The sequence below is a fragment of the Pelosinus sp. sgz500959 genome, from assembly GCF_042610375.1.
In the GTDB taxonomy this organism is placed as follows: Bacteria; Bacillota; Negativicutes; order DSM-13327; family DSM-13327; genus CTSoil-075.
This window is the reverse complement of sequence record NZ_JBGJZL010000005.1, coordinates 296,153-309,732: the sequence shown is the minus strand read 5'-3', so window position 1 is coordinate 309,732 and position 13,580 is coordinate 296,153. Positions and strand designations below refer to the sequence as shown.

General features: G+C 35.4%; 8 protein-coding genes. 3 read left to right on the top strand and 5 right to left on the bottom strand.

What is annotated here, in order from left to right; translation table 11 throughout:
* Nucleotides 1-91 precede the first annotated feature (91 nt).
* Both ACAN52_RS10325 and ACAN52_RS10320 read left to right on the top strand, forming a co-directional pair.
* Entirely contained in the window at nt 92-3,205 is a 3,114-nt protein-coding gene (locus tag ACAN52_RS10325; protein WP_378954670.1) for an ATP-binding protein, read from the top strand.
* Nucleotides 3,168-4,370 carry a response regulator gene (locus tag ACAN52_RS10320; RefSeq protein WP_378954669.1) on the top strand — a complete coding sequence of 401 codons (1,203 nt, stop codon included), beginning with the start codon at nt 3,168-3,170 and terminating at the stop codon, nt 4,368-4,370. Before ACAN52_RS10325 ends, ACAN52_RS10320 begins: the two co-directional genes overlap by 38 nt.
* A 42-nt stretch (nt 4,371-4,412) precedes the next feature.
* On the opposite strand, the gene ACAN52_RS10315 is transcribed toward ACAN52_RS10320, so the two are convergent.
* Together ACAN52_RS10315 and panB are read right to left on the bottom strand one after the other, a co-directional pair.
* Nucleotides 4,413-5,837, bottom strand: coding sequence for a sodium:solute symporter family protein (locus tag ACAN52_RS10315; protein ID WP_378954668.1), 1,425 nt, complete (start codon nt 5,835-5,837; stop codon nt 4,413-4,415).
* A gap of 23 nt (nt 5,838-5,860) precedes the next feature.
* Nucleotides 5,861-6,697 carry a 3-methyl-2-oxobutanoate hydroxymethyltransferase gene (gene panB, locus ACAN52_RS10310; RefSeq protein ID WP_378954667.1) on the bottom strand — a complete coding sequence of 279 codons (837 nt, stop codon included), beginning with the start codon at nt 6,695-6,697 and terminating at the stop codon, nt 5,861-5,863.
* Between the two features lie 509 nt (nt 6,698-7,206).
* Here panB and ACAN52_RS10305 point away from each other — a divergent pair.
* The gene (locus tag ACAN52_RS10305; protein WP_378954666.1) at nt 7,207-8,439 is read left to right on the top strand and encodes an aspartate kinase; all 1,233 of its coding nucleotides are present in this window, start codon (nt 7,207-7,209) and stop codon (nt 8,437-8,439) included.
* Between the two features lie 41 nt (nt 8,440-8,480).
* Here ACAN52_RS10305 and ACAN52_RS10300 read toward each other — a convergent pair whose 3' ends face one another.
* The 3 genes from ACAN52_RS10300 to ACAN52_RS10290 all read right to left on the bottom strand — a co-directional run bounded on the left by ACAN52_RS10300 (nt 8,481) and on the right by ACAN52_RS10290 (nt 13,522).
* Complete coding sequence (locus ACAN52_RS10300; protein ID WP_378954664.1) at nt 8,481-10,604, bottom strand: methyl-accepting chemotaxis protein; 2,124 nt, start codon at nt 10,602-10,604, stop codon at nt 8,481-8,483.
* Between the two features lie 140 nt (nt 10,605-10,744).
* Nucleotides 10,745-11,602: a phosphate ABC transporter substrate-binding protein gene (locus ACAN52_RS10295; RefSeq protein ID WP_378954663.1), complete on the bottom strand. Its 858-nt coding sequence runs from the start codon at nt 11,600-11,602 to the stop codon at nt 10,745-10,747.
* Nucleotides 11,603-11,701: 99 nt separating this feature from the next.
* Nucleotides 11,702-13,522, bottom strand: a complete 1,821-nt coding sequence (locus tag ACAN52_RS10290) for a GGDEF domain-containing protein (RefSeq protein ID WP_378954662.1) — start codon at nt 13,520-13,522, stop codon at nt 11,702-11,704.
* Nucleotides 13,523-13,580: the final 58 nt, after the last annotated feature.

Here is a 13,580-nt window from a genome sequence, read left to right as displayed (position 1 = left end):
TAATTCCACAGTTGATATATTATTCAAAGTAGTACATAATCATTCTGTTCATAAAAACAAATTACATATGAAAAAATGAGGGGCAACATATATGATTATTTTTTCCAATAACAATTATAGACTTTTGAGTATAATTGTTATTTTGAGTATTCTTTTATTGATTTCATCAAATTATTCACTCTTTACACCTCATAAAAAAGGACCCCAAATTAAAAATGGAGTCTTAGATCTTACAGAATGGGATCTTAAAACAGATGGTATAATAACTTTAGATGGTGAATGGGAGTTTTATTGGAATCAATTGTTAACTTATGATGATTTTCACGGAGGAAGCCCCTCTTTAAGTGGTTACTTCACTGTGCCCAATGTATGGAATCAATATGAAATTGATGGTAAGAATCTTCCTGGATTTGGTTATGCTACCTACAGAATAAAAATTAAAACTAAGGCTGATCAATCCTTTAATGGTCTAAAAATTTCTACTATGTCTACAGCCTATAAACTGATGATCGATCATACAACTCTTGCTGAGAACGGAGTGGTGGGTAGCAGCGAAAATCAATCGTCACCAGAATATAAACCTCTAATTAGTATATTTCAAAATACTTCTGAGGAATTCGAAATTATCATACAAGTTTCCAACTTTACTTATGCTCGCGGTGGCCTTTGGTATTCAATCTCTCTCGGAACTGACCAACAAATCATCACATTAAAAGAAAATGCTTCACAAAGAGAATTGTTCATTTTAGGCGCTGTATTGATTATGGCCTTATATCATACAGCAGTTTTTTCTTTCCAAAAAAATTATAAATTAGCAATCTATTTTACCTTATTACTGATCATAGGGGTTATGCGAATTACTTTTCGTGGTGAATATTTTATTCTTACTATATTCCCAGGTCTTAGCATCAATTGCTTGGTTTTTTTCGAATATATGACAATATATTGGGGTCCTACTGCCTTAGTAGCATTTATTCACGAACTCTACCCTGAAGAATCTTCTTTACTAATAAAAAAAATATTAACTGGTGGCGTTCTATTCTTAACTCTATTTACAATAATATTTCCTATTAGTTTTTATACAAAATTTACACTCTATTATGAAATTTTTCTAGGATTAGCCGCTTTTTATTGTATAGTAGTGCTATCAATAGCTACCATGAGAAAAAAAGATGGTGCTGGTTTATTATTACTGGCTATTATCTTTTTTCTAGGAACCCTTATCTACGACTCTTTGTATCATTGGAACTTAGTCTATAGTAAGTATGACGGTATATTTCCTATTTCAATCTTTTTTCTTGCCCTTCTCCAATCATTAATTTTAGCTCAACGGTTTTCCAAAACATTTTCAGAAGTTGAAAAACTATCTGACCAACTCCTTTCATTAAACAATATGAAAGATGAATTTATGGCTAATACTTCTCACGAGCTACGAACTCCTCTACATGGAATGATTCATATTACCGAATCAGTTTTACAAACTTCATCAAAAAAATTAAGCCAAGACCAACAAGAAAATCTTTCAATTGTTGTTTCAAGTGGCAAAAGATTGGCTATGCTTGTCAATGATATCTTAGACTACTCAAAGTTAAAAAATAATGATATAAAGCTTAATAAAAAAAATATTGATCTTCGCCAACTAGTCATGATGGTGTTAGAATTAACAAAATATCTAGTGGCAACTAAACCTATTCTTTTAAAGAACAACTTGTCTGAAAACCTTCCTCCCATTTATGCCGATGAAGATCGGCTTACTCAAATTATTTATAACTTATTAGGAAATGCTATCAAATTTACAGAGCATGGCGAAATACTTATTTCTACTGCTATAAATCACGATATGATAGAAATCAGTATTAAAGATACAGGCATAGGTATACCCGAAGATAAACTTGAAGATATTTTTAAATCCTTTGAACAAGTCGATACCTCATTAATAAGAGAATACGGTGGATCGGGTCTTGGGTTAAGTATTACAAAATACCTCGTTGAAATACACGGTGGAAAAATCACCGTTAACTCCACATTAGGTAAAGGTTCAACATTCACTTTTAGCCTTCCTCTCACCACTGAAAATCATTCTTTTCATAATTCAAGCAACAATGTGAATGAATGTTCTCATCATAATCATGTAAACTCCCCCTTCTTTAAGACACCTGCATTCTTACCTCAAAAAGGTGAATTCACAATATTAATCGCAGATGATGATTATGTCAACTTAAAAGTTCTCATTAATATTTTGTCAAAAGAGCATTATTCTATTATTGCCGTTACAAATGGGGTGGAAGTATTAGAAGCAATCGCTCACACTCAAAACATTGATCTGGTGATTCTCGATATTATGCTCCCTAAAATATCAGGCTATAAAGTTTGCCAGAAACTGCGCGAAAATTATTCATTGTCAAATTTGCCAATACTGATGTTGACTGCACAGAATTCCCCTGTTAGTATGTTGACAGGCTTTGAATCTGGTGCAAATGACTTTCTGACAAAACCTTTTGACTCTAATGAATTAAAGGCTCGGGTGAAAACCCTCCTACAACTAAAGAAATCTGTTAATCAAGCAATCCATGCTGAAATGGCCTTTTTACAAGCACAAATTAAACCTCATTTTCTCTACAATGCTCTCAATACTATTATTTCTTTTTGCTGGACCGATCCTGAAAAGGCAGGCGATTTGCTATTAGACTTAAGCAATTATTTACGTGGTAGCTTTAATTTTAGTAATATGGATAATTTTGTTTCAATACAAACAGAACTTGATTTTGTACGATCCTATATGGTGATTGAAAAGGCACGATTTGAAGAAAAACTAAATTGTCAATATGATATTCTTATCCCTCTTGATTTTATGGTACCCACACTTATTTTACAACCAATCGTGGAAAATGCAGTAAAACACGGTATATTACCCAAAGTAGGCGGAGGAACCGTTAAAATTTCAATTAGTCATCAAGCTGAATTTATCTTAATCGAAATAAAAGATGATGGTATTGGCATTGATCTCAACAAATTAGAAACCCTCTTAATCGAAGATTTCTCAAATAAAAGCGTAGGTCTTAAAAATATTAATCAACGGATGAAACGTCTATATGGATACGGCATTGATCTGATCAGTAGTACGGAAACTGGAACAATTGTGAGCATTAAAATCCCTATGAAAGAAAGTGATAATCATATTAAAAACGATTTTAATCGACGATGAAAGGCCCGCGCTTAAAGTATTAGAGCATTTACTCAAACAGTATAATGAAATTCAGATCTTAGGATCCTTTACAAATAGTGAAGAAGCATTGGAAATGATCTATAACAATTATATTGACCTTGTTTTTTTAGATATTGATATGCCCAAAACAAATGGGATCGAAATCGCCAAAAGAATAATTTCAGCTAACCTTAACACCAATATCATTTTTGTAACAGCCTACGCTCATTTTGCACTAGAGGCTTTCGAAGTCAATGCGACAGATTACATTATGAAACCCGTATCCAAAAAAAGATTAGACACAACAATAGAAAGACTTTCCAAAAAATTTTCACTATCAAATTCCTTTTCTATAGACCAAGAACGTAAAGAATTTTTCAATTACCTAATTTCAGGAGAAATCATTGAGACAAAAGAAATCATACAACAAGGAGCATTCTTGGATATTGATTTTACAAAAGATTTTTCTTTTTTCTTTTTGCTCATTAAATTTCAAGATGAACATTCCAATTTACAAATTCATCCTATTAGTCATGTATCAATAATTAATATTATTGATACACTTGCTGCAGAACCTGGTCTTATTCCTTGGGAAACACCGCAAGGAATAAGCATCTTAAATTTTACGCCTTTTTCCTCTGACGACTGCATAAAAGAGGAACGTGCAATGGCTTGTCGTTTACAAAAATTAATAACTATGCATTTTCCCGAAGTCATTCTATTTATTGGAATTTCCGAACGTTATTCTAGAATGGATCAATTTGCTCATCGTTATATACAAGCGCGCAATACTGCGGTAATTGGTATGAACGTATATCCTGATTTGGGTATTTATCACTTTCTAAATAGCGGATATTTTCCTGTCTTAACCCAATATGTTAATAAACAGGAAGTCGATATTTTTATTACTAATACAATTGGTAAAATTCTTGAGCATGACAAGAAAAATGGAACTGATCTATTTCATACAATGAAAGAAATTATCATTAATAATAATTTACGTTCTGTGGCAGAAAAATTATTTATTCATTACAAAACAGTTTTATTCCGCAAACAATCTATCGAAAAAATTATGGGAATTTCTATGGATTCTTTTGAAGGACGAACCATGTTTGGAGTCGCACTAACTTTTTATTACTTGCGTGAATATAAAAATCTATCTTAAATAAAAATACGATTTACTTCCAAAAGTAAATCGTATTTTTTATTACACTTCTTTTTTCTGAGCAGGAAACGCGTACATCATAAAAAACATAATAAAAATGGTGGCTAAAATTGCTGTCGATTGACCATTTAGCATTCCAAAGCCTTTTCCACCATTCCAAAACTGCAAATAGACAGTGATAACTACTCCTACACTTGCAGAAACAAAGGCAGCTGTCGTACTTGGACGTTTTGAGAAAAGACCAAAGAGCAAAGGTGCTGTCAAAGAAACTGACATAAGAGAATAAAAAATCGATAGAGCAGTAATAATATTAGGTAAGGCAATGGCTACACATCCTCCTAATACACCTGCCACGACTGCAACAATACGGCTGCTTTTTAGAAGCTTTTCGTCAGAAATATCAGGTTTAATAAAAGCTTTATACAAATCCTTGGTAAAAGAAGACGTAATCATATATAAGACTGCATCAGCCGCACTCACTTCAGCGGAGAAAATTGCAGCCAGTGCTAAAGCTGATGCCCAAAAGGGCATACATTCTTTCATAACAATGGGTAATGCTAATTCACGCTCTGTTAAGTCCGGTACAACAGCAGCTGCCGCCATTCCCAAAAAGGTGGGGATAAGGGCAAAAGCAAGCATAACAAGACCACATAAACATGTACCTACAATAACAGTTTTCTTATTCTTAGCACCATACACTTTACCAATCAAACCAGGAGAGATAAAAAAAGATGGAGTTAACATCAAGAAAAAACCCATAATTGTACTGATCCCTGCTCCATCAAAACTAAAGTAGCTAGCAGACCTAACTGAATCTGCCATATTGGCAGTAATCGTCGTTTCAAGGCCACTCCAGCCACCGACAAAACTAAGAACAAAAGGTACTGCAATTAAAAATCCAATCAATTTTACCATTGCTTCAATAATATTCACATAAGCAGCCGCCAGTAAACCACCTGCACCAAAATAGAAAACCACAACAGTAGCACCAATTAAAATACCAACAGTTTTGGATATCCCAGCTACAGCAGATAGTATCCACGCAATCCCCATCAACTGTCCTGCAAAAATTGCCACCGTACCAATTGCCATCATCAGAGATATCAGGCCGCGAAAATTTTTGTTATAACGATAATCCAAATAATCTCCAAGTGTATAAAAATTATGTTCTTTTGCCAAGCGCCAAATCACAGGTCCAACAATAAAGGCTAAAATGAAAGTACCAACCGCAGAAGCTACAATCCACCAAGCAGCTGAGATTCCGACTTTAAAACCAAGACCAGCTACACCAACCGTTGACCCTGCACCAACATTTGGAGCAATCATCGTAATAAATAGAAGGGCCGGTCCAAACTTCCGGCCACCCACAAAATAATCATCTGATCCTTTGACACGTTTGGTAATGATAAATCCTACACCAATTAATAAGAGTGCATACAATATAATTATCCAGGTATATCCATTCATATACCAACTGCCCCCTTTTTACGCTAATACAGCTTTTTAAGAACTTCTTCTTTCATACCAAAACTATGCTCTGGCCCAGGGAAAGCACCGCTATCGACTTCAGTTGCATACTGCTGTAAAGCATCTACAATAGTACCATTCAAGTTAGCATATTGCTTTACGAATTTAGGTACAAAACGATCAAACATACCTAACATATCTTGAGCTACTAATACTTGTCCATCACAATCAGTACCCGCGCCAATACCGATCACTGGGATAGAAAGTTTTTCAGTTAATAGTTTGGCAACAGGCGCAGGCACGCACTCGATAACAATAGCAAAAGCCCCCGCTTCTTCTAATTTTTGTCCATCTTGTAACAATTTTAGAGCAGCATCAGCATCTTTACCTTGTACTTTAAAACCGCCCAATTGAGAAACAGTCTGAGGTGTCAAACCGATATGCGCCATAACTGGAATGCCTGCATTAACAATGGCACGCACTGTTTCTACAACCGTTTCTCCACCCTCTAATTTCACAGCATCTGCTCCGCCTTCCTTCATAATTCGATTGGCATTAGCAATAGCTTCACTGATGCTCACATTGTAAGAACCAAATGGCATATCACAAATGACTAATGTATTAGGAGCACCTTTTACCACAGGTTTGACATGATGCAACATATCATCCATTGTAACAGAAACTGTACTATCATAACCAAGTACGACCATCCCTAGAGAATCTCCTACCAAGATTGTTTCAATTGGTGATTTATCAATTACTGAAGCTAATAGATAATCATAAGCAGTCACCATTTTAATTTTTTTTCCTTCTTGCTTCATTTCCTTCATCTGAGGAATTGTTATCTTTTTCTTGTCCATTCGTAAGAACCTCCTAATTTATTATGTATTCTTCCAAATCTAAACTGCCTGCGTCTGCTACTGTACAATCCTTTTCCCTACTCTTAGATCTCATAAAGCCAATAAAGGCGGGCAAAATAAAAAGCCTTCCGACACTTGTCCGAAAGGCATAGTTTTCCCTGCTACCTCCCGTCTCAGTCCATTGTACAGATCTAAGCGGATAATAATTTTTTTAACTATTGAATAGAGCGCCTACTTGTTTACGGTATGGTTCGTTATGATACCACCCAAAGTAAACTACACTGATAATAACACAAACTCTATTTAAAATACAAGTTTTTTAGATAATTTAATCCCTTAGACTATCTTTTCAATTATAATCTAATCTCTAGAATAGTACTTTTTTTTATCATCAACTAACTTTTTTTACAATAACTTATTTATTTGTCCATTCTTAGGAGGGTTTTGTGTTTTTACAGAGAATATATACTTATGATTGCCAGTAATAACTGAGCTAAAGGAGGATGGGGATGGCTTTAATTGTAAAAAAGTTTGGTGGTAGTTCAGTTGCTACACCTGAAAAAATTATGGCAGTAGCGCAAAGAGTATTGCGTGAAAAAGCACCTGAGGATAAAGTTGTTGTTGTTGTATCTGCGATGGGAGATACAACTGATGATTTGGTAAACCTAGCCAAAGATTTAGTGGGGCAACCTTATCAGTATACACGAGAAATGGATATGTTATTATCAACAGGTGAACAAATAACCATTGCTTTATTAGCAATGACTTTTAATAAGTTAGGTCAACCAGCCATATCATTAACTGGAGCACAGGCAGGTATTAATACCAATAAAGCTTATACAAAAGGTAAAATTTTAGGCATAAAACCAAAGCGAGTATTAGATGAACTGGCTAAAGGTAATATTGTCGTTGTCGCTGGTTTTCAAGGTGTTAATGCCGATGGAGATATTCTTACATTAGGTCGAGGAGGATCCGATACTTCAGCTGTCGCTTTAGCAGGGGCGTTAAAAGCAGATGCCTGCGAAATTTTTACAGACGTTGACGGTGTGTATTCCGCCGATCCTAGAGTTGTAAAAGATGCACGACGCATGAAAGAAATTACTTATACCGAAATGCTAGAAATGGCGCGATTGGGTGCCGGCGTAATGCAACCCCGTTCTGTTGAGATGGGTAAACATTATGGTGTACCTATTCATGTACGTTCAACTTTTACCTGTGATTCGGGTACATTTATAAGGGAGGAATATACAGTGGAAGAAAAAGAATTTATCATCAGAGGAGTTACCCACGATACGAATGTAGCTAAAATTGCCATATTAGGCTTGCCAGATCGCCCAGGTGTTGCTTATAAAATTTTTGCAGCATTGGCTAAATCTAATATTGATGTTGATATGATTGTACAAAGCATTCGTAATACAGATAAAAATATTATTGATATGGTCTTTACTGTTGCACAACCAGACCTACCTCAAGCTAAAGCTCTTGTGGAAGAATTGGGTAACGAAATGCATGTCTTCGGAATCCTTGTTGATTATAATGTAGCTAAAGTATCTGCTGTTGGCGCAGGTATGCTTGGTCACCCTGGCATTGCTGCTAATATGTTTGGTGCCTTATCTGATGCTGGCGTCAATATTGAAGTGATTAGCACTTCTGAAATCAGTATTTCTTGTCTAATTCAAGCTGATAAAGTCAAAGAAGCTGTGAATGCTATCCATACTCGCTTCTTTCCCCGTGAATCTTAATTTTAATCGATAAAAAAGTGCACCCACTGTGGTGCATTTTTTTACGCTTTAAACTGAGATACTAAATTCTCCAAATTATAAGACATATTATGTAATTTTCCAATAGAAAAATTAATCTCTGCCGATGCAGCTTCTTGCTCTTCACATACAGCAGCAATTTCCTCTGCACTGCTCGTATTGCTTGTTGCCAAAAGGCTGATACTAGCTATTGCTTGCATAGCATCTCGACATAAAGTAACCTGATTTTCAGTTTCTAAGGTAATGGTATTAGACTGAAGTTGAACATGATTGACGGCTTCCACAATTTTCTTAAATGCTTCCCCACTCGTTTGAGCACTTTGTACACCATGTTCTACATTTTCAACACTTCGCTCCATCGCAAGAACCGAACCGCTAGTCTGAGCCTGAATTTTAGTAACGAGTACTGAAATTTCTTTAGCAGCACGTGCAGACTGCTCAGCAAGTTTGCGTACTTCATCAGCCACGACTGCAAATCCACGCCCAGCTTCCCCAGCACGAGCTGCTTCAATTGCTGCATTTAATGCCAATAAATTTGTCTGACTGGCGATTTGGCTGATCATACTTGTAATCTTATTAATCTCTGTAGTACTTTCACCAAGTAAGGTAACATTTTGGGCTGTACTAACAACAAGACCTTTTATATTATGCATCTTGTCTATGGTTTCATCAATGACTCTTTGCCCTTCTGTGGCTGCGATGGAACAGTCATTACTCGAAACTGCAACCTGACTAATATTACCTGAAACATTTACCGTAATACCAAGCAATCTTTGTAATAGTTCTTCCGTTCTTTGTGTTTCTTTTTCCTGTTCGGCTATTTTTTTAGCAATCGCCATCACAGATTGTGATACGAGAGAACTCCCCTCCCTAGACTGTTCTGAAGTCGCAGCAACACTATTGGTTGATTCTACAACAAGAGATGATGATTGTTTTACCGATTGAACAATCTCTCGCAAATTAAGAATCATCCCATTAAAAGCCTTCGCAACATGACTTAATTCATCATGCTTGTACTCCAACATAGTATGAGTTAGATCACCCTGAGCTACGATGCCTACGCCCACGGCGAGTTCTTTTAAAGGATATAATGCTTTTCGAATAAAAAATAAACCAATCATCATAAATAAGACAATCATAAACAAGGTCACCATGGTACTATTTTCGACCATGTCATAAGCTGATTGCAATGCAGATTGTTTAGAATATGATGAAACTGCAACCCACTCTGTATTGGCAATTGGCCGATAGGATATGAAATAATCTTGCCCTCTAAAGACTCCCACCGTATTACCCGTTTGTTTCTCCAACGCTTCTTGGTAATATGCTTCATCGAGTTGCTTAGACTCAGCAACTGCAGTTGAATCACCTTGATAAAATATGGGCACTCGATTCTTATTAATAATTGTCACTGCATATCCTGGATTTTGTGACAAGATTTGTTCAATCATACCATTCACATTTTGCAATGATAAATTGGCTCCAATAATCCCCTTTACTTTACTATCTGCGCCATAGATGGGTGCTGAAGCAATAATTGTTAATTGCCCTGTTGCTTTACTAACCAGGGGCTCAGAAAAATGAATTGATCCTTGTATGGCACTTTTAAAATAATCTCGATCACCAATATTAGTCAATTTATTCGTATCTGTTCGCGCAATTTGTGCCCCATCAACTTGGGCCACAAAGAGAGTTTCATTACTACCATACCAAGGCTTAATCTGATTTAGATAGTTGAGGGTTCCTTCCTTTTCCATACTACGAATGGCTGGACTTCCACTGGCAACCAACAAAAAATTTTTTTTCGACTGTAAATTGGTCCCAATATCACTAGCAATTCGATCAGCAACTTTGTTATTTTTTTCAATTGTAGCTTGGGTAAGACTTTCCATTGTCTGTGTCGTAAAATACCAGCCAACAATACTCAAAGGTATAATACACGTAATGACAATCAACATCGTCGCTTGGGTAGCGAGGGATGACCAAGAATTTTTGGCCATGATTTGTCGTAAGGTAATTTTTTGCAAAACTTTTAAGTTAAGAGGTTTTTTATTTTTTCTTTGTCGTAAAACCCCTACTCGTAAGACCCTTAGGGATCGAAAAGAAAAAGGTACTTTTTTTGTTAGCGTGATAATCCTCTTTAACATTTTTTAAACTTTACCCCCATCCATAATAAGGCTTATCTGATTGATGTATTCATATGAACAGTTTATCGATTCTATAAATAAACGGCCATGATATTAACATGACCGTTTACTTGTATGATTTATATCAAGTTTTTGTGAAATTATTTCTTCATTTTTGTCATAGGTACAAATCCATTTTTTTCAACATAGGTTTCTTGGAACTCTTTACTCATTACATAATCGATGAAGGCTTTAACAGCGCCAGTAGCTTCACCTTTAGTGAACATATGTTCATAAGCATATACAGGATACTTACCATTAGCGACAGCATCAGCAGAGTATTTTTCGCCGTTATAAGCAAGTGATTTGATCGTGTTATCAGCATATGCTGAATCAACATAACCAATTGAACCAGGTGTGCTAGCAATAGCGGAACGTACAGCACCATTTGAATCTTGGATAACAGCATTATCTGTAAACGGAGCACCTTTCAATACGATTTCAGCAATCGTAGCACGTGACCCTGAAGATTTAGCACGGTGAATCAATGTAATTTTTTGATCTTTACCGCCAACATCTTTCCAGTTAGTTGTTTTACCAGTCAGAATATCTACATATTGTTGTTGAGTCAAATTGTCAACACTCACATCTTGATTAACAATAAATACAAAAGGAGCAACGGCTACTTGATGATCAACAAGACCTTTATCTTTATATTCATTAGTTGCTGGAACATCTGAGTTACCTATATTTACAGAACCAGCTGCGACTTGATTTAGGCCAGTGAAAGATCCACCACCTGAAATCGTAACCGTTGCTTTTGCGTATTTCTTTTGGAATTCTTCTTGTGCTGGTTTTAATAAAGGAAGTAAAGCCGTTGAGCCAGATGCTGTTACTGTTCCTTGAACATCAGCTGCTTTGGCTTCTTCTTTTTTTCCACCACAGCCTGCAATCAAACTAACACCTACCAATAATGCAGCAACAGTTAAAATGATTTTATTTTTTTGTAAAAACTTCATATCAAGACCCCCTACGTTTTTTTATCATGGTTATATTGTAAAACAATCTTCATTTCTATGTGTTAAGGTAATGTTACGATTTTGTTAACAATGCCCTTTTTAATCAAAAAAATAGCAACTCTGCCAAACTTGCTTGCATTTCTTTTTCACAATACTGGCTGCTTCTGCTAAATCTGCTGGATTTTTAAATTTTTTACCAATATTAGATAATACAGCAATCGAAAGAGATACAATCGGAAAATGTTCTTCTACACCATGTCGATTTTTTGCAATAATATAGTTACGGCTTTTATCCTCTTCCGTATAGAATCCTCTAATCCTCGCATCAAAATAATCAATAATCCTTTGGCATATCAGCATAGCATCAATATTTTTGATGATCGCAATAAAATCATCACCGCCAATATGCCCTACAAATGCATCCATCATATGATAATTTTTAAATTGAGACTGAATAAGTTGAGCGGTCATACACAAAATTTTATCGCCATTTTCAAAACCATAGACGTCATTATAGGCTTTAAAATTATCTAAATCAAAATATAAGACTGAATAAGTTTCTTCAGATTCAATCACTAATTTTAACTTTTCTTCAATTAAAATATTACCAGGTAGACCACTTAATGGATTACTATGTTTAGCGCGATTAATTTCCAAGTGGGTAGTTTTTTCCAACAATTTTTTGATCGTCGTGATTCCATAATATTTATCTTGCTGAGTCACTACAATATAGTCATACAAGCTATCCTCATCTCTTGCAACAGCTGATTTTGATACTTGCTCTAGCGGTGTATCATAATCGACAATCAAAAAATTTTGATCCATCAGTAATCCAACAGGCCGATTCATATAGACAGCCACTCCATATTTAGTTGCCAAATGAGTTAAAAATTTATTTTTCATTAATAACCCTACTGGCGTATCTCCTTGCAAAATAGCAATTCCCATCACATTAGGATTTTCATTAAAATAATCTAACACTTGACCACCTGTTACCATGGCAGAAAAGCCCTGATCACGCCGACTAATTTCACCAATTGGCATGGTCAAGGGCGTATGGAAAGACTCTTGTTTTTTCCGATAGTTTTTACTAATAATCACTTCTTTAATTTTGTCACTCACATCTAGAAATTCACTAGCAGGTCTCTGCAATAAATAGCCTTGGCCATAAGGTATACCAATCGTAATAATGGTATTTAACTCATCAAGAGTCTCAATTCCTTCAGCAATGATTTTCATATTAGCAGCAACAGAAAACTCATAGAAAGCTTTCATTAGAGCTTGCTTTAAAGCATCTTTATCAATGTTTCTCACCAAATCCATATCCATTTTAATAAACTGAGGTCTGGTTTCAGCTAATAATTTTAAGCCAGAATAACCTGATCCAGCATCATCAATGGCAATTTTATACCCCTGACTCGTATAATTATCCAGAACACGTCGAAAACTTTTATAATCCTCAACTGAGTTTTTCTCGGTGATTTCAAAAATAATATTACTCGCATCGATGTTATATTGAGTTAACATATCAAAGGTAGCGCCTTTTTGAAAACGGACATCATTGATAATATTGGGGGCAACATTAATAAACAGCATCTTTTCATTGGGTAATTTATAAGCATTCTCAAAAGCCTTACTCCGGCAGAGAAATTCTAGCTCCCATACTTTATCAAAACGCTCAGCAGCAGCGAATAATGCATCTGGCTTTTCAAGGGATGATCCTGGAATTCCTCGACTCAAAGCTTCATAACCAAAAATTTCTCCATCAAATAAAGATACAATCGGTTGAAAAACAGCCTTAATTTCTTTATTTACTAACACTTTATCCAATTCTTTATAGATTTCTAATTCTTCCTGAGTATAGTCATTATGATCTGTCATTAGATCTTTATTTATATCTAGCATATTCCAGAATAACATGTAAATTATTCCTCCACCGATGTACAAAATTTCTCGGTCTTATGGATTTCTCGTACAT